The sequence below is a fragment of the Variovorax pasteuri genome, from assembly GCF_051216435.1.
Lineage (GTDB): Bacteria > Pseudomonadota > Gammaproteobacteria > Burkholderiales > Burkholderiaceae_C > Variovorax.
This window is the reverse complement of sequence record NZ_JBPJZS010000015.1, coordinates 93,318-115,909: the sequence shown is the minus strand read 5'-3', so window position 1 is coordinate 115,909 and position 22,592 is coordinate 93,318. Positions and strand designations below refer to the sequence as shown.

The 22,592-nt window shown below is 66.2% G+C and carries 25 protein-coding genes; 8 read left to right on the top strand and 17 right to left on the bottom strand.

From position 1 onward, the window contains the following. The 9 genes from ACSFBM_RS32655 to ACSFBM_RS32615 form a co-directional block, all read right to left on the bottom strand. On the bottom strand, nucleotides 1-156 hold a 156-nt coding region (locus ACSFBM_RS32655), incomplete at its 3' end, for a GTP-binding protein (protein ID WP_435488097.1). Between the two features lie 141 nt (nucleotides 157-297). After that, nucleotides 298-2,397: an elongation factor G gene (gene fusA, locus ACSFBM_RS32650; protein WP_435437669.1), complete on the bottom strand. Its 2,100-nt coding sequence runs from the start codon at nucleotides 2,395-2,397 to the stop codon at nucleotides 298-300. Between the two features lie 96 nt (nucleotides 2,398-2,493). After that, on the bottom strand, nucleotides 2,494-2,967 hold the full coding sequence (rpsG, locus tag ACSFBM_RS32645) for a 30S ribosomal protein S7 (RefSeq protein ID WP_101491328.1): 474 nt from the start codon (nucleotides 2,965-2,967) through the stop codon (nucleotides 2,494-2,496). 149 nt (nucleotides 2,968-3,116) lie between these two features. Further along, nucleotides 3,117-3,494: a 30S ribosomal protein S12 gene (rpsL, locus tag ACSFBM_RS32640; protein WP_013543948.1), complete on the bottom strand. Its 378-nt coding sequence runs from the start codon at nucleotides 3,492-3,494 to the stop codon at nucleotides 3,117-3,119. Nucleotides 3,495-3,689: 195 nt separating this feature from the next. Continuing rightward, nucleotides 3,690-4,859, bottom strand: a complete 1,170-nt coding sequence (locus tag ACSFBM_RS32635; protein ID WP_435488095.1) for a D-alanyl-D-alanine carboxypeptidase family protein — start codon at nucleotides 4,857-4,859, stop codon at nucleotides 3,690-3,692. A 36-nt stretch (nucleotides 4,860-4,895) separates the two neighbouring features. Further along, nucleotides 4,896-5,528, bottom strand: a complete 633-nt coding sequence (locus tag ACSFBM_RS32630; RefSeq protein ID WP_435488094.1) for an alpha/beta hydrolase — start codon at nucleotides 5,526-5,528, stop codon at nucleotides 4,896-4,898. 45 nt (nucleotides 5,529-5,573) lie between these two features. After that, complete coding sequence (locus ACSFBM_RS32625) at nucleotides 5,574-5,927, bottom strand: (2Fe-2S) ferredoxin domain-containing protein (protein WP_435437666.1); 354 nt, start codon at nucleotides 5,925-5,927, stop codon at nucleotides 5,574-5,576. A gap of 67 nt (nucleotides 5,928-5,994) precedes the next feature. Then, a complete protein-coding gene (locus tag ACSFBM_RS32620) occupies nucleotides 5,995-7,125 on the bottom strand; it encodes a VanZ family protein (RefSeq protein ID WP_435488093.1) in 1,131 nt (376 codons plus the stop codon). Between the two features lie 11 nt (nucleotides 7,126-7,136). Next, a complete protein-coding gene (locus tag ACSFBM_RS32615) occupies nucleotides 7,137-7,565 on the bottom strand; it encodes a CopD family protein (protein ID WP_435437664.1) in 429 nt (142 codons plus the stop codon). 341 nt (nucleotides 7,566-7,906) lie between these two features. Here ACSFBM_RS32615 and hemB point away from each other — a divergent pair, with 341 nt between their 5' ends. Both hemB and ACSFBM_RS32605 read left to right on the top strand, forming a co-directional pair. Further along, the gene (hemB, locus tag ACSFBM_RS32610; RefSeq protein WP_435488092.1) at nucleotides 7,907-8,920 is read left to right on the top strand and encodes a porphobilinogen synthase; all 1,014 of its coding nucleotides are present in this window, start codon (nucleotides 7,907-7,909) and stop codon (nucleotides 8,918-8,920) included. A gap of 18 nt (nucleotides 8,921-8,938) precedes the next feature. Continuing rightward, nucleotides 8,939-10,099 (top strand): magnesium transporter CorA family protein, encoded by a 1,161-nt coding sequence (locus ACSFBM_RS32605; RefSeq protein ID WP_435488091.1) that lies wholly within the window; start codon nucleotides 8,939-8,941, stop codon nucleotides 10,097-10,099. 88 nt (nucleotides 10,100-10,187) lie between these two features. Here the strand turns inward: ACSFBM_RS32605 and ACSFBM_RS32600 are convergent, their stop codons facing one another. Next, a complete protein-coding gene (locus tag ACSFBM_RS32600) occupies nucleotides 10,188-10,556 on the bottom strand; it encodes a DUF4148 domain-containing protein (RefSeq protein WP_435488090.1) in 369 nt (122 codons plus the stop codon). A gap of 216 nt (nucleotides 10,557-10,772) precedes the next feature. Beyond that, nucleotides 10,773-11,099: an alpha/beta hydrolase gene (locus ACSFBM_RS32595; protein WP_435488089.1), complete on the bottom strand. Its 327-nt coding sequence runs from the start codon at nucleotides 11,097-11,099 to the stop codon at nucleotides 10,773-10,775. 133 nt (nucleotides 11,100-11,232) lie between these two features. On the opposite strand from ACSFBM_RS32595, the gene ACSFBM_RS32590 reads away from it, so the two are divergent. Continuing rightward, the gene (locus ACSFBM_RS32590; protein WP_435437659.1) at nucleotides 11,233-12,147 is read left to right on the top strand and encodes a LysR family transcriptional regulator; all 915 of its coding nucleotides are present in this window, start codon (nucleotides 11,233-11,235) and stop codon (nucleotides 12,145-12,147) included. Between the two features lie 42 nt (nucleotides 12,148-12,189). Here ACSFBM_RS32590 and ACSFBM_RS32585 read toward each other — a convergent pair whose 3' ends face one another. Both ACSFBM_RS32585 and ACSFBM_RS32580 read right to left on the bottom strand, forming a co-directional pair. After that, complete coding sequence (locus ACSFBM_RS32585; RefSeq protein WP_435437658.1) at nucleotides 12,190-12,873, bottom strand: dienelactone hydrolase family protein; 684 nt, start codon at nucleotides 12,871-12,873, stop codon at nucleotides 12,190-12,192. Between the two features lie 52 nt (nucleotides 12,874-12,925). Then, nucleotides 12,926-13,531 carry a 2-hydroxychromene-2-carboxylate isomerase gene (locus ACSFBM_RS32580; RefSeq protein ID WP_435488088.1) on the bottom strand — a complete coding sequence of 202 codons (606 nt, stop codon included), beginning with the start codon at nucleotides 13,529-13,531 and terminating at the stop codon, nucleotides 12,926-12,928. Nucleotides 13,532-13,603: 72 nt separating this feature from the next. Here ACSFBM_RS32580 and ACSFBM_RS32575 point away from each other — a divergent pair, with 72 nt between their 5' ends. Further along, nucleotides 13,604-14,350 (top strand): SDR family oxidoreductase, encoded by a 747-nt coding sequence (locus tag ACSFBM_RS32575; RefSeq protein ID WP_435488087.1) that lies wholly within the window; start codon nucleotides 13,604-13,606, stop codon nucleotides 14,348-14,350. A 4-nt stretch (nucleotides 14,351-14,354) separates the two neighbouring features. Then, a complete protein-coding gene (locus tag ACSFBM_RS32570; RefSeq protein ID WP_435488086.1) occupies nucleotides 14,355-15,008 on the top strand; it encodes a MarC family protein in 654 nt (217 codons plus the stop codon). Between the two features lie 2 nt (nucleotides 15,009-15,010). Here the strand turns inward: ACSFBM_RS32570 and ACSFBM_RS32565 are convergent, their stop codons facing one another. Continuing rightward, nucleotides 15,011-15,964 carry a LysR family transcriptional regulator gene (locus tag ACSFBM_RS32565; RefSeq protein WP_435488085.1) on the bottom strand — a complete coding sequence of 318 codons (954 nt, stop codon included), beginning with the start codon at nucleotides 15,962-15,964 and terminating at the stop codon, nucleotides 15,011-15,013. A gap of 130 nt (nucleotides 15,965-16,094) precedes the next feature. Between ACSFBM_RS32565 and ACSFBM_RS32560 the strand changes: the two genes are divergently transcribed. The 3 genes from ACSFBM_RS32560 to ACSFBM_RS32550 are packed head-to-tail and all read left to right on the top strand — an operon-like array spanning nucleotide 16,095 to nucleotide 19,017. Then, nucleotides 16,095-17,300, top strand: coding sequence for a pyridoxal phosphate-dependent aminotransferase (locus ACSFBM_RS32560; protein ID WP_435488084.1), 1,206 nt, complete (start codon nucleotides 16,095-16,097; stop codon nucleotides 17,298-17,300). 38 nt (nucleotides 17,301-17,338) lie between these two features. Beyond that, complete coding sequence (locus ACSFBM_RS32555) at nucleotides 17,339-18,322, top strand: Bug family tripartite tricarboxylate transporter substrate binding protein (protein WP_435488083.1); 984 nt, start codon at nucleotides 17,339-17,341, stop codon at nucleotides 18,320-18,322. A 2-nt stretch (nucleotides 18,323-18,324) separates the two neighbouring features. After that, entirely contained in the window at nucleotides 18,325-19,017 is a 693-nt protein-coding gene (locus ACSFBM_RS32550; RefSeq protein WP_435488082.1) for an RraA family protein, read from the top strand. Between the two features lie 30 nt (nucleotides 19,018-19,047). Here ACSFBM_RS32550 and ACSFBM_RS32545 read toward each other — a convergent pair whose 3' ends face one another. The 3 genes from ACSFBM_RS32545 to ACSFBM_RS32535 are packed head-to-tail and all read right to left on the bottom strand — an operon-like array spanning nucleotide 19,048 to nucleotide 22,592. Next, nucleotides 19,048-19,521: an EVE domain-containing protein gene (locus tag ACSFBM_RS32545; protein ID WP_435488081.1), complete on the bottom strand. Its 474-nt coding sequence runs from the start codon at nucleotides 19,519-19,521 to the stop codon at nucleotides 19,048-19,050. A 7-nt stretch (nucleotides 19,522-19,528) separates the two neighbouring features. After that, a complete protein-coding gene (locus ACSFBM_RS32540; RefSeq protein ID WP_435488080.1) occupies nucleotides 19,529-20,692 on the bottom strand; it encodes an ABC transporter substrate-binding protein in 1,164 nt (387 codons plus the stop codon). 43 nt (nucleotides 20,693-20,735) lie between these two features. Continuing rightward, nucleotides 20,736-22,592 (bottom strand): AMP-dependent synthetase/ligase, encoded by a 1,857-nt coding sequence (locus ACSFBM_RS32535; protein ID WP_435488079.1) that lies wholly within the window; start codon nucleotides 22,590-22,592, stop codon nucleotides 20,736-20,738.

Here is a 22,592-nt window from a genome sequence, read left to right as displayed (position 1 = left end):
TGCGTCGATCTGGTCGTAGGCCTTGGCTTCGCCGCCGAACTTGGCCGACAGCACCGTAGCGATCGCAGCCGTCAGCGTGGTCTTGCCGTGGTCGACGTGACCGATCGTGCCCACGTTCACGTGGGGCTTGGTGCGGGTGAATTTACCTTTTGCCATTTTTCAATCCTTGAAAGAGCACTGCCCGTGATGGGTTTAATGTCTGCATCGCGTTGCTGGTTCCTTCGCCACGGGCAGCGGAGGGCACACGATCGCAGACAAGAAGGGCCGCGCACTGCGCGGCCCCGCATTCTTGAAAACTTACTTGGCGCGAGCAGCCACGATGGCTTCGGCAACGTTACGGGGAGCTTCCGCGTAGTGCTTGAACTCCATCGTGTACGTTGCGCGGCCTTGCGACATCGAGCGCAGCGTGGTCGAGTAGCCGAACATTTCCGACAGCGGCACTTCGGCCTTGATGGACTTGCCGCCACCGATCATGTCGTCCATGCCCTGCACCATGCCGCGACGCGAGGACAGGTCGCCCATCACGTTGCCGGCGTAGTCTTCAGGCGTTTCGACTTCCACGGCCATCATCGGCTCCAGGATCACGGGGCTGGCCTTGCGGGCGCCTTCCTTGAAACCGAAGATCGCGGCCATCTTGAACGCCATTTCGTTCGAGTCCACGTCGTGGTACGAGCCGAAGTGCAGCGTGACCTTGACGTCGACGACGGGGTAGCCCGCCAGCACGCCTTGCGTCAGTGCTTCCACAACGCCCTTTTCCACTGCGGGGATGTATTCGCGAGGAACCACACCGCCCTTGATGGCGTCGACGAACTCGAAGCCCTTGCCCGCTTCTTGCGGCTCGAGCTTCAGGATCACGTGACCGTACTGGCCCTTGCCGCCCGACTGGCGAACGAACTTGCCTTCGGCGTCTTCGACGGTCTTGCGGATCGTTTCGCGGTAGGCCACTTGCGGCTTGCCCACGTTGGCTTCCACGCCGAATTCGCGCTTCATGCGGTCCACGATGATTTCAAGGTGGAGCTCGCCCATGCCGGCGATGATGGTCTGGCCCGATTCTTCGTCGGTCTTCACGCGGAACGAAGGATCTTCCTGAGCCAGGCGTTGCAGGGCGATGCCCATCTTTTCCTGGTCGGCCTTGGTCTTGGGCTCAACGGCCTGCGAGATCACCGATTCCGGGAACACCATGCGCTCGAGCGTCACGATGGCCGACGGATCGCACAGGGTTTCGCCCGTGGTCACTTCCTTCAGGCCCACGCAGGCGGCGATGTCGCCGGCGCGGATTTCGTTGACTTCTTCGCGGTTGTTCGCGTGCATCTGCACGATACGGCCGATACGCTCTTTCTTGCCACGCACCGGGTTGTAGACGCTGTCGCCCTTGGTCAGCACGCCGGAGTAGACGCGCACGAAGGTCAGCTGGCCCACGAACGGGTCGGTCATCAGCTTGAATGCCAGGGCCGAGAACTTCTCGCTGTCGTCAGCCTTGCGGATCACGGGCGCTTCGTCTTCGTCCAGGCCATTGACCGGAGGAATGTCGGTCGGAGCGGGCATGTATTCGACGACGGCGTCGAGCATGGCCTGCACGCCCTTGTTCTTGAAGGCCGAGCCGCACAGCATCGGCTGGATTTCGCCGGCGATGGTGCGCTGGCGAATGGCCGCCTTGATTTCTTCCTCGGTCAGCTCGTTGCCTTCGAGGTATTTGTTCATCAGCTCTTCGCTGGCTTCGGCAGCCGCTTCGACGAGCTTTTCGCGGTATTCGTTGCAGACGTCGGTCAGGTTGGCGGGGATCTCGCCGTACTGGAAGGTCACGCCCTTGTCTTCGTCCCAGATGATCGCCTTCATCTTCACGAGGTCGACGATGCCCTGGAAGTGCTCTTCGGCACCGATCGGGATCTGGATCACGACGGGGTTGGCCTTCAGGCGGTCCACCATCATCTGGCGCACGCGCAGGAAGTCGGCGCCGGTACGGTCCATCTTGTTGACGAACGCGAGACGGGGCACCTTGTACTTGTTGGCCTGGCGCCAGACGGTTTCCGACTGGGGCTGCACGCCGCCGACGGCGTCGTACACCATGACAGCACCGTCCAGCACGCGCATCGAGCGCTCGACTTCAATGGTGAAGTCCACGTGGCCGGGGGTGTCGATGATGTTGATGCGGTGTTCGTCGAACTTGCCAGCCATGCCCTTCCAGAAGCAGGTGGTGGCAGCGGACGTGATCGTGATGCCGCGCTCTTGCTCTTGCTCCATCCAGTCCATCGTGGCGGCGCCGTCGTGCACTTCACCGATCTTGTGGTTCACACCGGTGTAGAACAGGATACGTTCGGTCGTCGTGGTCTTGCCGGCGTCGATGTGCGCGGAGATGCCGATGTTGCGGTAGCGCTCGATGGGGGTCTTGCGGGACATGATTTACTTTCGGGTTGAAATGCGTTGAGCGCTGGGCCCCGAGCACGGGCACAACGCCCGACACCCGACACCCAACGCCCAAGCGAAGTTTGATTTTTAGAAGCGGAAGTGGCTGAATGCCCGATTGGCTTCTGCCATGCGGTGCACTTCGTCGCGCTTCTTCATGGCACCGCCACGGCCTTCCGTGGCTTCCATCAGTTCGTTGGCCAGACGCAGGGCCATCGACTTTTCACCGCGCTTGCGGGCAGCTTCCTTGATCCAGCGCATCGACAGGGCGAGGCGACGCACAGGACGCACTTCGACCGGCACTTGATAGTTCGCACCGCCCACGCGGCGCGACTTCACTTCGACCATCGGCTTCACGTTGTTGATGGCAACGGTGAAAGCTTCGAGAGGGTCCTTGTCCGGGTTCTTCTTTTCGATGAACTCGAGGGCACCGTAGATGATGCGCTCGGCAACAGCCTTCTTGCCGCCTTCCATGATCACGTTCATGAACTTCGACAGCTCGACATTGCCGTACTTGGGATCCGGCAGGATTTCACGTTTGGGGACTTCGCGACGACGTGGCATTTTTTAACCTCTTTGCTTCAGTTGGCACCGTTTCCGGGGCCGCGAGAGCCAGCTCGAACTCTCACTTACTCGACCCGACATTGGGTCACTTCGTTCGACAAGCCCGCCAAGGCCATCGAACACCGCTTGTTTTTTGACGACAGGAAGGCTTAAGCCTTCTTGGGACGCTTCGCGCCGTACTTGGAACGCGACTGCTTGCGGTCTTTCACGCCTTGCAAGTCGAGCGAACCGCGCACGATGTGGTAACGCACACCGGGCAAGTCCTTGACACGACCGCCGCGAACCAGCACGACGCTGTGTTCCTGCAGGTTGTGGCCTTCGCCGCCGATGTAGGAGATGACTTCGAAGCCATTGGTCAGACGGACCTTGGCAACTTTACGAAGCGCCGAGTTGGGCTTCTTTGGCGTCGTGGTGTAGACGCGGGTGCAGACACCGCGACGTTGCGGCGAGTTCTGCATGGCAGGGCTCTTCGAATTGATCTTCTCGACCGTTCGACCCTGACGCACCAGTTGATTGATGGTTGGCATGAATGAATAAGTCCCAAAACGCCCCGGCCCTGGTGGTGAAACCGCCCCTGTCGTGACGCAGGGAAGCCGGGAGATGACGAAAACGTGAAACCCTTCGGAAAATTCCGAAAAGCCCACGAGTATAGCAAACAAGCCTGAAACAGCAAAGCCCGCGCGACGCTGTTGCGCCGCAGGCCCCGGGCCGTCCCCCCAGGCTTACTTGATCCAGAGACGCACGGCGTCCCACGCACGGCCGAGGATCCCGGCCTGCTCCACCCCATCCAGGGCCACCAGCGGCACGTCGGCCACCGGCTGGTCGTCCAGCGTGACCTTGAGCGAGCCGACCGACTGGTACTTGGTGAAAGGCGCCACCAGCGGATCGGGACGCGACACCTGCGTCTTGATCTTGGTGGCGCTGCCGGCAGGCACGGCAACCACGATGGTTTCGGGGCGGCCCAGCTTCAGCGTGTTGGCCTTGCCCTTCCAGACCGCCGGGGTGGCGACCGGTTGGCCGGCGTCGAACAGGCGAACGGCGTCGTAGGCGGTGTAACCCCAGTTCAGCAGCTTCTGCGACTCGTTGGCCCGCGCCGTCTCGCCCGTAGCGCCCAGCACGATCGACAGCAGGCGCCGCCCGCCCGTCAGGTTGGGGAAGTCGCGCTTGGCGGTGGCGATCATGCAGTAGCCGGCGGCTTCCGTATGGCCGGTCTTCAGCCCGTCCACGGTCGGGTCGCGGAACAGCAGCAGGTTGCGGTTGGTGTCGTTGGTCGACGGCGTGCCCGGGTAGCGGTACTTCTTGATGGCGTAGTACTTGGCTTCTTCAGGAAAGTCACGGACCAGTCGAGTCGCCAGGATGCTCAGGTCGCGGGCCGTGGTCGTGTGGCCCGGTGCCGTCAGGCCTTCAGGGTTCTTGTAGGTGGTGTTCTTCATGCCCAGGGCCTTGGCCTGGGCATTCATCAGCTCGACGAAGTGCTCCACCGTGCCGCCCACGCCTTCGGCCAGCACCACCGTGGCGTCGTTGCCCGACTGCACGATCAGCCCCTTGATCAGATCCTCCACCGGCACCTGCATCTTGGGGTCGATGAACATGCGCGAGCCGGGCATCTTCCAGGCGCGCGGGCTGACCGGAAGCGTCTGCGTCAGCGTGATCTTCTTGGCCCGCAGCGCGTCGAAAACGATGTACGCCGACATCAGCTTGGTCAGCGAGGCCGGCTCGACGGGGCTGTCGATGTCCTTCTGCGCCAGGATCTGGTTCGCGGTCACGTCCATCAGCAGGTAGCTGCGCGCGGCGATCTCGGGCGGTGCCGGCACTTGGGCTGCGGCGATCAGGCTGACGGATGCGAAGGCGGCAAAGACCAGCGCACGGAGCGCGCCAACAAAACGATTCATGGGAGTTGGAAAGACGAAAACAAGCCTGCGAGGCTTTCAGACAATGCCCGCGCGCAGATGGCGGGCAACGAGACTTTTGAGCAGCGGCAATTGTCCGTGAAAGAAGTGGCCGCCCCCGGGGATGACTGTGACAGGAAGTGACTGCGGGCGCGCCCAGTCCATCACGGCGGCCAGCGCCACCGTGTCGTCGGCCTCGCCGTGGATCACCAGCGCGCGCTCGTGCGCTTCGGGCGGCAGCGCGGGCACGGTGTTGCGCGCCGCGGCCGTGCCGACCAGCACGATCTGCCGCAGGTCGCGCTCGCTCCAGAGCTGCTGGACCGCACCGCTCGCAACGAACGCGCCGAACGAGAAACCGGCGATCGCCAACGGACCGTCGGGGGCCAGTTGGCCCACGACATTCAGCATGTCTTCAAGCTCGCCGCGCCCTTCGTCGTGCACGCCCTCGCTGGCGCCCACGCCACGGAAATTGAAACGCACCGTGGTCCACCCGCAAGCGACGAAGGCACGCGCCAGGGTCTGCACGACCTTGTTGTCCATGGTGCCGCCGAACAGCGGATGCGGATGGGCGATCACGGCAATGCCGCGCGCGGCTTCGGCAGGCTGGTCGCGCTGGACCTCGATCGCGCCGGCGGCGCCCTGGAGGCTGAGTTTTTCGGTCTGGGAGTTCATTGGCAAAAGGTACGCGCGGTACGAGCGGAGGCGTATCGGAAAAGTTCAGCGGCCGACATCGGCCGGCAGCACCAGGCGCTCGACGACCTTGCCGTTCTTCAGGTGCGACTCGACGATCTCGTCGATGTCCTCGCCGTCGACGAAGGTGTACCAGACGGCCTCGGGGTACACCACCGCCACCGGCCCGCCCGCGCAGCGGTCGAGGCAGCCGGCCTTGTTGACGCGCACCTTGCCGGGCCCCGACAGGCCCTCGGCCTTGACCTTCGCCTTGCAGCGGTCGAAGCCTTCCTGCGCGTTGTGCAGGGCGCAGGAGTCTTCGCCATTTTTGCGCTCGTTGAGGCAGAAGAAGATGTGGCGGCCGTAGTAGCCGGACGGTGTGGCAGGGGTGGGGCTGGACATCGACCGATTTTAGTGACCGGTCCTTCACGCCGGCCGTGTCTTGACCCCACGCGCCTCACCCTCGCTCTCATGCCGTCGTGCCGCCGCCCGGCCGGCCCCGGCGCGACAGCGCCGCCACCACGTACGCCAGCACCGCGAACGGCCACATCCACCCCAGCCACTGCGCCAGCCCGTGGAAGCGAATGAAGCGCCCCTGCTCCCACGTGGCCAGCGTCTGTGCGAAGTACGCGCTCTCGGGCGCCTGGTTCAACAGGCTCAGTTGCAACACGAGCCCCACCAGCAGCAAGGCCGCGCAAAGGCGGCGCGGTGCGAACAGCAGCAGCACGCCGGCAAACAGCGCGGCGGCCATGCCGACCTGCACCGGCAGGTCGAGCCATGCCCAGGCATGGTCGGGCCCGTAGCTCAGCGCCGCGGACAACGCGGATGCCGCAAGGCCGCTCAGCAGGATCAACGGCAGCAGAACGGCGCGCTGCACCACCGAGCGCGCCACCAGGTAGCCCAGCAGGCACGGCACCAGCGCCCCCAGCAGCACGCACAACAGCTCGACCGCGGGCACCAGCGGCTCCAGTTCGAACTGGCGCATGGGCAGCCAGTCAATGAAAGGCGTGTCGAGCAGCCACTCGGAGATGGCCGCCTCGAGCCGCTCGAACACCTGCCCCAACCCGAAAGTGACGGCCGCCGGGAACAGCAGCGCGAACGGCCAGAGCGCCAGCAGCACCAAGCCGCCGCGCGCATCCTCGACGAACCACTGCGAGCGCGCCCGGCTCCAGTGCGCGACCGCGCCCATCCGCTCGAGCCCCGCCGCCAGCACCGCGCCCAGAACGGCGCCCGTGGTGTTCAGTCCCAGGTCCACATTGGAAGGAATGCGCGCCGGCAGGTAGCTCTGCAGGGTTTCCATGGCAAAGGCGATGGCCGCCCCCGCCGCGGTGGCACGCAGCAACGCACGCCACACGCCGGCGCCCGGGCGCGTGCGCAGCACCACCAGCGCGCACAGGAACCCGAAGGGCACGTAGCCCGCGACGTTGATCGCGAAGTCGAAGCCCGTCCAGTACTTGGGCCAGGGCGCCGACAGGTAGGCCCAGGGGGCGATCCCCTGGTCTCGCCAGTCGGCAAAGGGATACAGGCTGGCGTAGACGATCAGCGCCGCATAGGCGAGCGCAAGGGGAAGCGCAGCGGACTTGTGCGGTCTCTCCACCATGCGCACCGGGCTCAGAACGGCTTCACGACCACCAGAATCACGATCAGCAGCAGCAACACCACCGGCAGCTCGTTGAACCAGCGGTACCAGCGGTCGCTGCGCCGGTTCTGGCCCGCCACGAAGCGGCGCAGCAGCACACCGCAGCCATGGTGGTAGCCGATGGCCACCAGCACCAGCGCCAGCTTGGCGTGCATCCATGCATTGCCCGGCCCGCGGCCGATGCCGTAGCCCAACCAGAGCCACAGGCCGAAGCCGATCGCGGGAACCGCCAGCATCGTGGTGAACCGCATGAGCTTGCGCGCCATCAGCAGCAGCCGCTCGCGCTCGGCCACCGACTCGGGCGGCACCATGGCAAGGTTGACGAAGATCCGGGGCAGATAGAACAGCCCCGCGAACCAGCTGGCGATGAAGACGATGTGAAGTGATTTGACCCAGAGCATGCGGGCCAGTTTAGTGGCGCACCTCGCACCGCACCCGGTTTCGCCCACGCGCGCCAGGACGACAGGCAAAAAAAAGCCCGACGTCTTCACGTCGGGCTGGGAAGCCCTTTTGCTGTCACACATCAAGGCACCCGCTCAGGGAGGAAAAGCGGGGAGCGGCAAGCCGCCCGCTTCAGAATTTAACAAAGACGAAACAAGGTTTCAAGCGAATGAGGCATTTTCTTTAACATTTCAAACAAAAAAATGAGAACCTTGGTTCTATGGTTTTCCGTAGTTGTCAGACAACTGGACGCTTGGCACAAAGTGCCCCGGAATGTTGCTTCAGGCACAATTTTGGGCTTATGACGTCTTCCACCTCTCCCCTGGCCATGTTTCCCGCCGGCCGGCCGCGCCGCCTGCGCCGCGACGCATTCACCCGCAACCTGGTGCGAGAGCATGCGCTCACTGCTCATGACCTGATCTATCCGGTGTTCGTGCAGGAAGGCGAGAAGCGCCGCGATGCCGTCCCCTCGATGCCCGGCGTCGATCGCCTGAGCCTCGACCTGCTGCTGCCGGTGGCCGAGCAGTGCGTGAAAGCCGGCATTCCGGTGATGGCGCTGTTCCCCGTGATCGACGCCAGCCTGAAGACCCCCAATGGCGACGAGGCCTTCAACCCCGACGGGCTGATTCCCCGCGTGGTGGCGGCCCTGAAGGCGCGCTTTCCCGAACTGGGCGTGATGACCGACGTCGCGCTCGACCCCTACACCAGCCACGGCCAGGACGGCCTGCTCGACGACACCGGCTACATCCTCAACGAGCCGACCATCGAGGTGCTGGTGAAGCAGGCGCTCGCCCAATCGCAGGCCGGCGTGGACATCGTGGCGCCCAGCGACATGATGGACGGGCGCATCGGCGCCATCCGCACCGCGCTCGAAGCCCGCGGCGACATCCACACGCGAATCATGGCCTACAGCGCCAAGTACGCCAGCGCCTTCTACGGCCCCTTCCGCGACGCCGTCGGCTCGGCCTCCATGCTGGGCAAGGCCGACAAGAAGGTCTACCAGATGGACCCCGGCAACAGCGACGAGGCCCTGCGCGAAGTGGCGCTCGACATTGCCGAAGGCGCCGACATGGTGATGGTGAAGCCCGGCATGCCCTACCTGGACATCGTGCGCCGCGTGAAGGACGAGTTCCATGTGCCGACCTTCGCCTACCAGGTGAGCGGCGAGTACGCCATGCTCAAGGCCGCCGCGCAGAACGGCTGGCTCGACCACGACGCCGTGGTGCTCGAAAGCCTGCTGGCCTTCAAGCGCGCCGGCGCCGACGGCGTGCTGACCTATTTCGCGCTCGACGCCGCCCGGCTGCTGCAGAAGTAGCAGCGCGCTGGCACCGGCATGCGCATCTTCGAAATCAACCGCTCGCAGGTCAGCGAGCACCCTGCGCTGGCACCGCTGGGCGTGCCGGGCGCGTGCGGCGCCGGCGGCTATCTCTGGATCTCGCTCACCCGCGAGGAATTCCGCGGCTCGCTGGCCGAGGTGCAGCAGATCCTGCAGACCCTGTGCCTGACACAGCTGGTCGACCTGCACGTGGCCGACCTGCTCAACGACCAATTGCCGTCGCACTACGACTACACCTCGCTGTACGACGTGCTGGTGTTTCGGCGACTGGCGAACGGGCAAGGGCAAGACCAGAACCAGGCGTCAGCGGGCAACGGCAGCGAGACTCGCCCAGGGCCGCCCCCACCCCGCAGTGGCCCGCCGGTGCTGCGCCGCGTGGACACCCGCCCGGTCGGCTTCGCCGTGTTCGACCGGGTGCTGCTCTCCGTGCACCCTGAAGACGGCGCGGTGCGCGACAGCTTCGCCGCGCGGCTGCTGGCCGCCGGCTCGCCCGACGGCCGCGGCGCCCCGGCGCTCGACGCGCGTGCCACGTCGGCCCGCCTGCCGGCCAGCCCGTCGGACCTGATGCTGCGCGTCATCAACCAGATCGTCGACGGCTACCTCGACCTGCGGCGCGAGCTCACCAAGCAGCTCGACCACTGGCAGACCGAGCTGATCGACCCGCGCAGCCGCTTCACCAACTGGGGCGCGCTGATGGAAGCGCGCCAGTCGCTGCACCACCTCGACGAGATCTGCGAGGACCAGCGCGCCGCCATGCAGGACTGGATCGACTCGCTCGAGACGCTGCCGCCGCCCAAGGGTGAAGCGGAGCAGCGCGAGCGCGAGCTCATCCTGATCCGCAGCCGCGACGTGCTGGAACACATCGAGCGTGTGGTGCACCACGTGCACCGGCTGGAGCAGAACGCCGAAACCGCCGTGCAGATGCACTTCAGCGTGCAGGGCCACCGCGCCAACGACATCATGCGGGTGCTCACGGTGCTCACCGCCGTGTTCCTGCCGCTCAACCTGATTGCCGGCATCTTCGGCATGAACTTCGAGTTCATCCCGCTGGTGCACAAGGCCGATGGCTTCTGGATCGCGATGACGTCGATGCTGGTCATCGCGGTGCTGCTGGTCCTGATCTTCTGGCGCAAGCGCTACCTGGCGCGCACGCGCTGAGCGGCAGCGGGCCGCGCCAACGAAAAAGGGCCACGCTTTCGCGTGGCCCTCTTTTGATTTCGGCGAAGCCCCGAAGGGCCTGCTTCAATTACTTGGCGACAGCGCCCGAGCCTTGCTGGGCTTGAACGCGCGCGTCCATCGGATGCTGCATGGTCGAGACGACCTTGCTGTTCACGCGCGAACCCGAGCTCACGTTCTGGTCCGGTGCGTAGGCGGTGCGAATGGCTTCGGCTTCGACCAGGCTGCGGTCCTTCGACACGGCAACGGTTTCCGCACCGCGCGAACCGCGGGTCACGTTCTGGTTCGGAGCCGATGCGGCGCGCACGGCTTCTGCGTTCACGTCGTCACGGCTCTTGGTCGAGACGGCGGTGTTCACGCCTTGGTACGTTTCAGCTTGGGCGCCGGTAGCGGCAAGCAGGGTCAGGGCGGCAGCGGCGATGATTTGCGAGGTCTTCATTGTTCAGTTCTCCTAGTGTGTTCGGATGGTTCGTCCACCAGGCTTGCTGGTTCGCTTGCCTGTGCGGCGAGTTTCCGGGCGAACGGCCGCAGCAGAACACGCCGTTCAGAGACACCGTGTTTCCTCTATTGAAACAATCGCGTCATGAAGGCATGCAAGCAACAAAAAGCCGGGCCCGGTTCGCACCGGCCCGGCCTATTGAAGAGGGCTTGGGGCTCAGGGCCTTGCGGCCTTGAACTGCGGCGGCACTTCGCTGTTGACGAAGGCGCGGCGGTCCAGGTTCTGGTTCGGCGCGTGGGCGGCGGCCACCGCCTCGGCCCTGATCGACGCACGGTCACGCGAGCTTGGCCGCGACGTCAATGGCGCCGCGACGACGTCGCCATAGACATTGCCGCCGCGGGCCGCGGCATCGGCACCCGCCCGGACATCGGCCCTGCCGGTCACGGCCGCCAGCGGCTGCACCGGGGCAAAGCCCTGGGCCCGCGCGCCGGAGGCGGCGAGCAACGACAGGACAGCGGCGGCAATGAGGTTCGAGGTTTTCATTTCAGTTCTTTCCAACGACCCGACCTGGCTGGCGTCGTCGGCGTGTAACCGAAGTGTCGCCCGAACCGGTCGGTAAAAACCCGGGAGAATCGAACCATCGCGTTCTCCAAACGGAAACAATGGGCTCATTCACATGGACAGTCTCGACCTGATCAGAACCTTCCGGGAAGTGGCCTCGCAAGGCAGCTTTTCCCAGGCAGCCAAGAGGCTCGACATGTCGAAGGCCACCGTCAGCAAGTATGTGGCCGAGCTGGAAACCCGCTTCGGCGTGCGCCTTCTCAACCGCTCCACACGCTCCGTGAGCCTCACCGACGCCGGCCAGCTGCTGCTGGAGCGCAGCACCCCGATGCTCGAGATGATCGAGCTCACCCAGTCCGAGCTGCAGGACCGCGCCAGCCAGCCCGGCGGGCGGCTGCGCATCTCGGCCCCGCACGGCATGGGCAGCGGCGAGTTCCCGAACCTGCTGGCCGACTTCATGCGCTACTACCCCGACGTGACGATCAGCCTGCAGCTGACCAACCGCACCGTCGACCTGGCCGAGGAAGGCATCGACGTGGAGCTGCGCAGCGGCCCCGTGGAAGACGCCAACCTCATCGTGCGCAAGCTGCGCCTCATGAACATGGTGGTGTGCGCCTCGCCGGTCTACTGGAAAAAGCACGGCAAGCCCGAGCATCCGCGCGACCTGGCCACCCACGAGGCGCTGACTTTCTCGCTGCTGGGCCAGCAGCCGGTCTGGCGCTTCGACGACAACGGCACGCCGCTCGACGTGCCGGTGAAAAGCCGCATGGACTGCACTGAGGGCGCGCCGCTGATCCGCGTGGCCATGCACGGCTTCGGCGTGATCTACCTGCCGTCGATCCTGGTGCAGTCGCACCTGGACCACGGCGAACTCGTGCCGGTGCTGCAGGACTATGCGCGCAAGGACATGTGGCTGTCGGCCGCCTACCTGCAGCGGCGCCACAACAGCGCCGCGCTGCGCGCCCTGCTCGACTTCCTGCAGACCCGCGTGGGCCCCGGCAGCACGCCGCGCAAACCGAGCCACGCATGAAAAAACCCGGCAGCGCCGGGTTTTTTCATGGCGACGCCGGGATCAGCCGACGTGCTTGGCAAAGAACGCCAGCGTGCGCTCGCGCGCCAGCTTGGCCGCGTCGGCGTCGTAGGAGCCGCGCTGGTCGCAGTTGAAGCCGTGGCCGACCGGGTACACGTGCACTTCCACTTCGGGATGCGCCTTCTTGAAGCTCTCGATGGTGTCCAGCGGAATCCAGTGGTCCTGGTTGCCGAAGTGCGCCAGCACCGGCACCTTCGGCTCGCGCGCCGTTTCTTCCGGCGAGGTCATGCCGCCGCCGTAGTAGGGCGCAGCAGCCGCCAGGCCCGGCAGCAATGCGGCAGAGCGCCACACCAGCAGGCCGCCCCAGCAGTAACCCACGATGCCGACCTTGCCGGCCTTCGATGCGTAGGCGATCGACGCCTCGATGTCCTGCAGCACGCCGGGCGCGGGCAGCGCCTCGACCGCGGTCTTCAGGCCGAAGCCGTTCTTCATGTCGTCGTCCGAGTAACCCAGCTCCACGCCGGCCTTCACGCGGTGGAAGGTCGCGGGTGCCACGGCCAGGTAGCCCTCGGCTGCATAGCCGTCGGCCACCGAACGGATGTGCGAGTTCACGCCGAAGATTTCCTGCACCACGACCACCGCGCCGCGCGGCTTGCCCGCAGGCTCGGCCACGTAGGCGGGGAAGGTGAAACCGTCCTTGGCGGTGAGATCGATGAATTGACCCATGTCGTCTTGCTCCTTGATGGCGAATCAATGAATGAATGCCGGGGTTGCTGAATTAAGGACGCAGGGCCCGCTCGACGAAGTCGAGCCGGTCCTGCCCCCAGAAGATTTCGCCGTCGATCACATAGCTCGGCGCGCCGAACACCTGGATGTCGATGGCCTCCTGCGTGTAGGCCTCGTAGCGTTCCTGCACCGCCTGGCTCTGCGACTGCTCCGCGCGCTTGGCCGGCAGGCCGCATTCCGCGACCAGCGCGTCGAGCACGTTCGGGTCGCCGATGTTGCGCTCCTGCACCCACACAGCCGCGAACACCGCGGCGCACATGCGCAGCGCCGCCTCGGTGCCGTCGTGCAGGTCGACCGCGATGATGGCGCGTGCCGCGTCGTCACCAGCCACTGGGAAGAACTTGGGCTTGGGATTCAAAGGCAGGCCGAGGTGGCGCGAAAAGCGCACCAGGTCGACCAGCCGGTAGGCCTGGCGCTGCGGCGCGCGCTTGCCCAGCGGCAGCCCGCCCGACACCGGGAACACGCTGCCCAGGTCGATCGGCCGCACGCGCACCGTGGCGCCGGCGGCCGCGGCAATCGCCGCGAAGCGGGAATGTCCCAGATAGGTCCACGGGCTCTGTGGCGCAAAGTAGTAGTCAACCGTCTTGCCGATGCTCATGCCTGTGTCCCCGATGATGTAATCGAACCGACGGTTTTAACTGACACGCAGTTTCTCTGCAGGAGGTAGGTTTTGGACCAGGTGCTCTTGATCACGGGCGGCGGGCGCGGCATCGGTGCCGCCACCGCCTTGCTCGCCGCGAAGCGCGGCTACGCGGTGGCCGTCAACTACGCCAGCAACTCGCTGGCCGCCGACGAGGTGGTGCGCACCATCCGCACGGGCGGCGGCACCGCCATGGCGGTGCAGGCCGACGTGGGCGACGAGGCGCAGGTGCTCGCCATGTTCGAGAAGATCGACGCCAAGTTCGGCCGCCTCACCGCGCTGGTCAACAACGCCGGCGTGGTCGACGTGCAGGCGCGCGTCGACGAGATGAGCGTGGCCCGGCTGGAGCGCATGTTCCGCATCAACGTGATCGGCAGCTTCGTCTGCGCGCGCGAAGCCGTGCGCCGCATGAGCACGAAGCACGGCGGCGCGGGCGGCGCCATCGTCAACATCTCCAGCGGCGCGGCTCGGCTGGGCTCGCCCGGCCAGTACGTGGACTACGCCGCCAGCAAGGCGGCCATCGACACCTTCACCATCGGCCTGGCCAAGGAAGTGGCCGACGAGGGCATCCGGGTGAACGCGGTGCGCCCGGGCCTCATCGACACCGAGATCCATGCCTCCGGCGGCATGCCCGACCGCGCCTTCGAGCTGGCGCCCAGCGTGCCCATGAAGCGCACCGGCACCGCCGACGAGATCGCGGGCGCCATCCTGTGGCTGCTGTCCGCCGAGGCGAGCTACACCACCATGGCCCTGCTCGACGTCACCGGCGGACGGTAGCCCCATGAGCACCTCGATGGACCTCATCAAGCCGCTGGTCACGCTGGTGGCCATCGTCAACCCGCTGGCCATCGTGCCGTTCTTCATCCACTACACGCAGGGCTACAGCGACGCGCAGCGGCGCCACACGGTGCGCATGTCGGCCTTCAGCGCGTTCGTGGTCATTGCGGTGAGCGCGTTGCTCGGGCTGCAGCTGCTGTCGTTCTTCGGAATTTCCATCGCGAGCTTCCAGGTCGGCGGCGGCCTGCTGCTGCTCATGAGCTCGCTGTCGATGCTCAACGCCAAGCCGGCCGAGAGCAAGACCAACGTGGAGGAAATGCGCGCCACCGAGGTCAAGGCCTCGATGGGCGCCTCCATCGCGGTGGTGCCGCTCACCATTCCGCTGCTCACCGGCCCGGCCACCATCTCCACCGTGGTCATCTATGCCGAAAAGACGCAGCACCTGTGGGAGCTGGCCGTGCTGGTGGGCTACGGCGTGGTGGTGGCACTGGCCACGGCGCTGGCCTTCTCGCTCGCGCAACCCATCGCGCGCGTGCTCGGCAAGACGGGCATCAACATCATGACGCGGCTCATGGGCCTGATCCTGGCCGCACTCGCGGTCGAGGTGATGGCCGACGGGCTCGGCAAGCTGTTTCCGATCCTGACGAAGGTGGCCTGAGATCAACCGGCGGCGCGTCGGCGGCGCGGCTTCGCGGCGGCAACGCCGCGCCCCTGTGCATTCGCGCGCAACGAGAAATCGCAGGTCTCGGTGGCCAGCGCGACCATGCGCTCCAGCGCCGGGCTGAAGTTGTCGTTGCGGTAGACGGCGCTGTAGACCATGGGTGGCGGCATCGGGTCGCTGCGCACGATGCGCAGCAGCCCGGCCGCGATGTCCGGGCGCACATAGTCCAGCGCGAGCTGGCTGATGCCGAAGCCGCTGATCGTCAGCTCGCGCAGCACCGTCGTGCTGTTGGTCGCGAAGACCTTGTTGAAGCGAAAGCCGTGTTCGGCCAGCCAGGGTTCGTAGAACTTGTTCTTGGCGGCTCCGGTCGACTGTTCCAGGATCGGGTACAGCGCGAACTCGTGCGGCTTGAGCGCGCGCCGGGGCAGCTTCAGGCTCGGGCTGGCCATCCACAGATCCTGCACCTGCCCCACCCTGGTGGTGGTGTACGCATGGCCCCAGAACGTGCCCGGCATGACCGCCAGGTCGATCTTGTTCGACTCCAGGCCCTGGAACAGGGTCAGCCCGGCATCGATCACCGGCTCCAGCACGAGTTCGGGGTGCAGTTCCTGCAGCCGCTTGATGAAGCGCGTGAGCCATGTCATGGCGATCAACTCGGTCACGCCGATGCGGAAGGTGCCGCGCAGCGTCTGGTCGGCGCTGACCTCGGTCTCGATGCGCTGCCACAGGCGCTGCGAGTCCTCGGCCAGCGGCAGCAGCTGGCGCCCGGCCTGCGTGATCTCCAGCCCGCGCGGCGTGCGGTGCAGCAAGGACACGCCCAGCGTGTCCTCCAGCTCGGCCACGCGCTTGGAGATGGCCGACTGGGTGGTGTGAAGCTTCTGCGCGGCGGCACTGAAGCTCTGGAGCCGGGCGCTGAAGCAAAAAGCCTCCAGCTGCTTGAAGGTCAGGTTCATTCCGAATCAATGTAACGCAGGCCGCATGCCCAGGAAAAAAAGGAATGGCACCGCCTGCCAATTTCTCGTTTGGAGCCTGAAAAGCGCCGCCGGATACTGCGCCCCACTCCGCCGCCACTTCCCACTTCCCATGCTCCATATCGCCCCGCGCCTGCAGCGCATCAAGCCTTCGCCCAGTTCGATGGCCGGCCAGAAAGCCCGTGAACTTCGCGCCCAGGGCCGCGACATCGTCAGCCTCACCGCGGGCGAACCGGACTTCGAAACCCCGCAGCACATCAAGGAAGCGGCCAACCGCGCCATGGCCGAAGGACGCACGCGCTACACCGACGTGGGCGGCACGCCCGAGCTCAAGCAAGCGGTCGCGCACAAGTTCCGCACGGAGAACGGCCTGGACTACAAGTCCGACGAAATCATCGTCGGCACCGGCGCCAAGCAGGTGATCTTCAACGCAATGATGTGCACGGTCGCCAGCGGCGACGAGGTGATCGTTCCCGCGCCCTATTGGGTCTCGTACCCGGACATCGCGCTGCTGGCCGGCGGCGTCCCGGTGTTCGTGGACTGCCCGGCCGAGCGGGGCTTCAAGCTGCAACCCGCGGACCTGGAGCGCGCCATCACGCCGCGCTCGCGCTGGCTGGTGCTGAACTCGCCCAACAACCCGAGCGGCGCCACCTACACGCGCGAAGAACTGCTCGCGCTGGCAGAGGTGCTCAAGCGCCACCCCCAGGTGTGGGTGCTGACCGATGACATCTACGAACACCTGGTCTACGAAGACCGCCGGTTCGCCACCATCGCCCAGGTGGCGCCCGAGCTGAAGGAGCGCACCCTCACCGTCAACGGCGTCTCCAAGGCCTATGCCATGACGGGTTGGCGCATCGGCTACGGCGGCGCGCCGGCCGCGCTGGTGAAAGCCATGGTCAAGCTGCAGTCGCAGAGCACCTCGGGCGCCAGCTCGCTCGGCCAGGCCGCCGCCGTGGCGGCACTGACGGGCCCGCAGGACTTCATCGCGTCCAACAGGAACGTCTTCCGGCAACGCCGCGACACCGTGGTGGCCGCGCTCAACGCGATCGACGGCATCCGGTGCCACGCGCCCGAAGGCGCGTTCTACGTGTTCGCCTCGTGCAGCGCCCTGTTCGGGTTGTGCACGCCGGGCGGCACGGTGCTGCGCAGCAGCGACGACTGGATCATGCATCTGCTCGACGCGCAGGACCTGGCGGCCCTGCAAGGCAGCGCCTACGGCGTGCCCTCGCACTTTCGCCTTTCGTTCGCCGCCTCGACCGAACACCTGCTCGAGGGTTGCCGCCGCATTGCGCAGGCCCGCGCCCAACTCGTTGCCTGACCTCATCGCCCCCTTCAACCTCACCTCGAGAAGCGCCCATGAACACGAGATCTTTTCTGAAACTGCTGCCGCTGCTGACGCTCATGGCCTTGGCGACGGGCGGCGGCGCGCAGGCCGCCGACGCCTTCCCCAGCAAACCGGTGCGCATCGTCGTGGGCTTCGCGCCCGGCGGCTCCAACGACATCGTGGCGCGCCTGATCGGCCCCAAGCTCGCCGAAGGGCTGGGCCAGCAGGTGATCATCGACAACCGCCCCGGCGCTGGCGGCAACATCGCCGCGTCCGCGATGCTGTCCGCGCCGGCGGACGGCCACACGCTGGTGATGTGCACCACGGGCACGCTGTCGATCATGCCGCACCTGCTCAAGAGCATGCCGTTCAACACCGACACCGACGTCGTGCCGGTGACGCAGGTGGCCAACGCGCCCTACCTGCTGCTGGTGAACGCCGAGCTTCCCGTGAAGAACGTGAAGGAACTGATTGCCTACGCCAAGGCCAAGCCCGGCGTGATCAACTTCGCGTCCTCGGGCAACGGCACGGGCGGCCACCTGGCCGGTGAAATGCTGAAGTCGCGCGCCGACATCGACATCGTGCACATCGCGTACAAGGGCACCGGCCAGGCCATGTCGGACCTGCTCGGCGGCCAGGTCGCCATGATCTTCGACCAGCCCGTCAGCTCCATGTCGTACGTGCGCTCGGGCAAGCTGCGCGTGCTGGCCGTGGCCAGCAGCCACCGGCTTTCGAGCTTGCCCGACGTGCCCACCGTGTCGGAATCGGGCGTTGCCAATTTCGAACCCGTGACCTGGACCGGCCTGTGCGCCGCCAAGGGCACACCGCCGGCAGCCATCGAGCGCATCCAGCGCGAGACCGCCAAGGTGCTGGCCATGCCAGACATCGCGCGGCGGATGACGCAGGACGGTCTGGAGCCGGTAGGCAGCACACCCGAGCAGTTCCGTGCGTTCCTGGCGGCCGACCGGCGCAAATGGGGCACGGTCATCAAGGACGCGAACATCAAGGCCGAATGAACATGACCGCACTTGCCGAACCCGATGTGCTGCGCAACTTTTCGCGGCCGCCCGCCGACGTCGTCGCCTCCGCCGCGAAGTTCGCGCCGGCCATCCTGGCCGACGTGGCCGGCCGCCGGGGCGCCCTGCACGGGCGCATCGCCGCGCTGCACCCTGCCATGCGCTTCGCGGGCACCGCCTTCACCGTCGAGGTGCGGCCCGGGGACAACCTCATGATCCATGCCGCCATGGCGCTGGCGCGGCCGGGTGACGTCCTGGTGGTGGACGGCAAGGCCGACCAGACCAGCGCGCTCATGGGCGAAATCATGATCAGCGCCTGCCGCCAATTGGGCCTGGCCGGCGTCGTGATCGACGGCGCGGTGCGCGACAGCGACGTGCTGCGCGACCTGGGCTTTCCGGTGTTCTGCTTCGGCACCAACCCCAACGGCCCGACGAAGAACATTCCGGGCCGCATCAATCACCCGGTCAGCGTGGGCGGCGTGGTGGTGCGCCCCGGCGACTTCATCAGCGGCGACGCCGACGGCGTGGTGGTGGTCGAGCGTGAAAAGATCGAGGCCCTGCTGCCGCTGGCGCAACAGAAGGTGGCGGATGAAGCCCGGCGCATCGAGGCCATCGGACGGGGCGTCACCAGCGCCCCCTGGCTGGAGGCCGCGCTGCAGCGCGCGGGCGTGCTGGCCGCGGGCGAGACGCTCTGAACGCCCGGCCGACGGACCGGCCGACCGTGGTCAGCCCAGCATCTTCTCGATGACCTTCCATTGCGCGGGCTCCACCGGCGTGATCGACAGCCGGTTGCCCTTGCGCAGCACCACCAGCTCGGCCAGCTCGGGCTTTTCGCGCAGCTCGGGCAAGGCCAGCAGGCGCGTCTTGCGCAGCGCCTGCACGTCCACCAGCAGCCAGCGCGGATCGTCGGGCTTCGACTTGGCGTCGTAGTACGGCGACTTCGCATCGAACTGCGTCGGGTCGGGCTTCACGCCCGAGGCCACGCGCGCGATGCCGGCGATGCCCGGCTCCGGGCAGCTCGAGTGATAGAACAGCACGCCGTCGCCGACGGCCATGCCGTCGCGCATGAAGTTGCGCGCCTGGTAGTTGCGCACGCCCGTCCACGCCACGGTGGCGCCGGGCGCGGCGAGCGCATCGTCGATCGAGACCTCGTCGGGCTCGGACTTCATCAACCAGTAGTTCGGGGAATGGGTGGGCATGGTCCCGTCATGGTGTCACATAGTCCGACACCACCACCCACTTGCCGTCCTTGATCTGCGACAGCCGCGACTGGTCGTTGCCCAGGCGCTTGGTGGCGGTGTAGGTGCTCTTCGGGCTGCCGAACATGTCGGGCTCGAAGGTGATGCTGTCCATCGCCTTGATGAAGCTGTCGGTCGTGAGGTTCGGGCCGGCCTTGGTCGCCGCCTTGATGAACGAATCGACGATCACGTAGCCGTACACCGAGAACACGGTCGGGTCTTCGTTGAACTTGGTCTTGTACTTGTTGGCCCAGAAGCGCAGCGGCTGCGACTGCTCGTCGGTGTAGGGGTTCTGCACGGTCATGGTGGCGTACACGCCATCCATCGCCTTGCCGCCCAGCTTGTGGATGAGGTCGGTGTAGGCCGCGCTGGAGCCGATGAAGGTCGGGTTGAAGCCCGTCTTGCGCGCCTCGCCCACGGTGCCGATGGTCTCGCGGATGATGGTGCCCAGCACCACGAGGTCGCAGTTGGCGGCCTTCATCTTCGCGACCTGCGAGCTGAAGTCGGTGGCGCCGCGCTTGAACGAGGTCTTCTCGGCCAGTTCCATGCCCGCGGCCTTCAGGCCGGCCTCGGCGCCGCGCTGCACCTCCAGCCCGAACTCGTCGTCCTGGTAGTTGGTGCAGACCTTCTTGGCGCCCTTGTCCTTGATCATCTTGGGCAGGGCCAGGCGGATCTGGTCGTAGTAGGTGGCGGCGAACGAGTACTTCAGCCGGTTCAGCGGCTCGTACATTTCGCGCGCCGCGGTGATGGGCATGTAGTTGATGATGTTCTTGTCGAACTGCACCGGCATCGCCGCCATGTTCTGCGCCGTGCCGATGTGGCCGGCCATGATGAAGATCTTTTCCTGGTTCACCAGTTTCTGCGCCGCCAGCACCGCCTTCTTCGGGTCGTAGCCCGAGTCCTCCACGAACAGCTTGAGCTTGCGCCCGTTCACGTCGCCCTGCTCGTTGAGTTCGTCCACGCGCAGTTGCATGCCGTTGCGCGCCTGCTTGCCGAAGCCCGCCAGCGGACCCGACAGGTCCTGGATGGTGCCGATGCGGATCTCGTCCTTGCTCACGCCCTGCTGCTGCGCAAACGCGTGCGTCGCGACCAGGCCCCCCACGGCCAGCGTCGTCAGTGTCTTGAGCTTCATGCGGTTGTCTCCTCGGGTTGACGAAAAAAACAGGCCGGCAATGTCACCGGTACATGGCGTCGATGCGCTCGGCGTACTTGGTCTGCACCAGCTTGCGCTTGAGCTTCATCGTGGGCGTGAGCTCCTCGTCCTCGGCGCTGAGCTGCGTCTCGAGCAGAAAGAACTTCTTGATCTGCTCGACGCGAGCGAACCTGGCGTTGACGCGGTCGATCTCGCCCTGGATCAGGTCCTGCACTTCCCGCGTGCGTGTCAAGCTCTCGTAGTTGCTGAACGGCACGTCGTTGTCCTGCGCGAACTTCTCGACGTTCTCCTGGTCGATCATGACGATCACCGTGAGGTAGGGCTTCTTGTCGCCGATGACCACGGCATCGGTGATGTAGAGGCTGAACTTGAGCTCGTTCTCCAGCTCGCTGGGCGTCACGTTCTTTCCCCCCGCCGTGATGATGATGTCTTTCATCCGGTCGGTGATGCGGAAATACCCGTCCTCGTCCATCACGCCCACGTCGCCGGTGTGCAGCCAGCCGTCTGCGTCGATGGTCTCGGCGGTCTTCTCGGGCAGGTTGAGGTAGCCCATGAAGACATTGGGGCCGCGCACCAGGATCTCGCCGGTGGCGGGGTCGATGCGCACCTCGTTGTAGCCCGTGGCCGGACCGATGGAGCCGGGCTTGATGCGGCTGGCCGGCACCGCGGTCGAGGCGCCGCACGACTCGGTCATGCCCCACACCTCCAGCATGGGCACGCCCAGGGCCAGGTACCACTTCACGAGCTCGGGCGAAATCGGCGCGGCGCCGGTCACCAGGAAGCGCGCGCGGTGAATGCCGATGAGCTTGCGCGCGTTGTCCAGCGCCAGCACCCGCGCCAGCCTGAACTTCAACTTGAGCGCGGCGCCCACGGGCTCGCCCGCCAGCACGCGCGCGGCAATCGCCTCGCCCACGCCGATGCTCCACCGGTAGGCGGCCTGCTGCAGCGGGCCTGCTTCCTTCAGCGCGATCATCACGCCGGAATAGAACTTCTCCCACACGCGCGGCACGGCGGTGAACACGGTGGGCGCGATCTCGCGCACGTTCTCCGGCACCGTCTCGGGGTTCTCGACGAAGTTGAGGATGGAGCCGGTGTACATCGCGAAGTACTCGCCGCCCATGCGCTCGGCGATGTGGCACAGCGGCAGGAAGCACATGCGCTCGTCGGTCTCGTCCTGCGCGATGAGCGTGTTGTAGCCGCGCGCGGTGTACACCAGTCCGGCGTGGCTGTGCATCGCACCCTTGGGCTTGCCGGTGGTGCCCGAGGTGTAGACCAGGATGGCCAGGTCCTCGGGCCGGCACGCCGCCACGGTGCGCTCCACGCACTGCGGGTCGGCGGCCAGGCGCGCGCGGCCGAGGGCGCGCAACGCGTCCAGGCTCATCACGGCCGCATCGTCGAGCTCGCGCAGGCCCTCCATGTCGAACACCACGATGCGGCGCAGGCCCGGCAGGCCGGCGCGCACTTCGAGCGCCTTGTCGAGCTGCTCGTCGTCTTCCACGAAGAGCACGGTGGTGCGCGAGTCTTCGCAGAGGTAGTGCACCTGCGAAGCCGCGTCGGTCGGATAGATGCCGTTGGACACGCCGCCGCAGCTGAGCACGGCCAGGTCGGCGAGCACCCATTCGATGACGGTGTTCGACAGGATGGAAGCGCACTCGCCGGGCACGAAGCCGATGGCCTGCAGGCCGGCCGCGATCTCGCGCACGGCGTCGGCCGTCTGGTGCCAGCTCCAGGTGCGCCAGATGCCCAGCTCTTTTTGCCGCATCCAGACGGTGTCGCCGCGTTGCTTCACCGCGTTCCAGAACATGGCGGAGAGGGTGTCGCCGGGCACGACGACGTCGAGCCGGGGGGCGAAGGTGTCGAGGTCCCAGAGTCCTTGCAT

What these genes read in the sequence shown, in the direction of transcription:
- ACSFBM_RS32545 (WP_435488081.1), bottom strand. Translation starts at nt 19,521, where the DNA reads ATGCCCACCCATTCCCCGAACTACTGGTTGATGAAGTCCGAGCCCGAC.
- ACSFBM_RS32630 (WP_435488094.1), bottom strand. Translation starts at nt 5,528, where the DNA reads ATGAACTCCCAGACCGAAAAACTCAGCCTCCAGGGCGCCGCCGGCGCG.
- ACSFBM_RS32615 (WP_435437664.1), bottom strand. Translation starts at nt 7,565, where the DNA reads ATGCTCTGGGTCAAATCACTTCACATCGTCTTCATCGCCAGCTGGTTC.
- rpsG (WP_101491328.1), bottom strand. Translation starts at nt 2,967, where the DNA reads ATGCCACGTCGTCGCGAAGTCCCCAAACGTGAAATCCTGCCGGATCCC.
- ACSFBM_RS32635 (WP_435488095.1), bottom strand. Translation starts at nt 4,859, where the DNA reads ATGAATCGTTTTGTTGGCGCGCTCCGTGCGCTGGTCTTTGCCGCCTTC.
- ACSFBM_RS32555 (WP_435488083.1), top strand. Translation starts at nt 17,339, where the DNA reads ATGAACACGAGATCTTTTCTGAAACTGCTGCCGCTGCTGACGCTCATG.
- ACSFBM_RS32535 (WP_435488079.1), bottom strand. Translation starts at nt 22,592, where the DNA reads ATGCAAGGACTCTGGGACCTCGACACCTTCGCCCCCCGGCTCGACGTC.
- ACSFBM_RS32540 (WP_435488080.1), bottom strand. Translation starts at nt 20,692, where the DNA reads ATGAAGCTCAAGACACTGACGACGCTGGCCGTGGGGGGCCTGGTCGCG.
- fusA (WP_435437669.1), bottom strand. Translation starts at nt 2,397, where the DNA reads ATGTCCCGCAAGACCCCCATCGAGCGCTACCGCAACATCGGCATCTCC.
- ACSFBM_RS32625 (WP_435437666.1), bottom strand. Translation starts at nt 5,927, where the DNA reads ATGTCCAGCCCCACCCCTGCCACACCGTCCGGCTACTACGGCCGCCAC.
- ACSFBM_RS32590 (WP_435437659.1), top strand. Translation starts at nt 11,233, where the DNA reads ATGGACAGTCTCGACCTGATCAGAACCTTCCGGGAAGTGGCCTCGCAA.
- ACSFBM_RS32620 (WP_435488093.1), bottom strand. Translation starts at nt 7,125, where the DNA reads ATGGTGGAGAGACCGCACAAGTCCGCTGCGCTTCCCCTTGCGCTCGCC.
- ACSFBM_RS32550 (WP_435488082.1), top strand. Translation starts at nt 18,325, where the DNA reads ATGACCGCACTTGCCGAACCCGATGTGCTGCGCAACTTTTCGCGGCCG.
- hemB (WP_435488092.1), top strand. Translation starts at nt 7,907, where the DNA reads ATGACGTCTTCCACCTCTCCCCTGGCCATGTTTCCCGCCGGCCGGCCG.
- ACSFBM_RS32560 (WP_435488084.1), top strand. Translation starts at nt 16,095, where the DNA reads ATGCTCCATATCGCCCCGCGCCTGCAGCGCATCAAGCCTTCGCCCAGT.
- ACSFBM_RS32600 (WP_435488090.1), bottom strand. Translation starts at nt 10,556, where the DNA reads ATGAAGACCTCGCAAATCATCGCCGCTGCCGCCCTGACCCTGCTTGCC.
- rpsL (WP_013543948.1), bottom strand. Translation starts at nt 3,494, where the DNA reads ATGCCAACCATCAATCAACTGGTGCGTCAGGGTCGAACGGTCGAGAAG.
- ACSFBM_RS32565 (WP_435488085.1), bottom strand. Translation starts at nt 15,964, where the DNA reads ATGAACCTGACCTTCAAGCAGCTGGAGGCTTTTTGCTTCAGCGCCCGG.
- ACSFBM_RS32580 (WP_435488088.1), bottom strand. Translation starts at nt 13,531, where the DNA reads ATGAGCATCGGCAAGACGGTTGACTACTACTTTGCGCCACAGAGCCCG.
- ACSFBM_RS32605 (WP_435488091.1), top strand. Translation starts at nt 8,939, where the DNA reads ATGCGCATCTTCGAAATCAACCGCTCGCAGGTCAGCGAGCACCCTGCG.
- ACSFBM_RS32595 (WP_435488089.1), bottom strand. Translation starts at nt 11,099, where the DNA reads ATGAAAACCTCGAACCTCATTGCCGCCGCTGTCCTGTCGTTGCTCGCC.
- ACSFBM_RS32585 (WP_435437658.1), bottom strand. Translation starts at nt 12,873, where the DNA reads ATGGGTCAATTCATCGATCTCACCGCCAAGGACGGTTTCACCTTCCCC.
- ACSFBM_RS32570 (WP_435488086.1), top strand. Translation starts at nt 14,355, where the DNA reads ATGAGCACCTCGATGGACCTCATCAAGCCGCTGGTCACGCTGGTGGCC.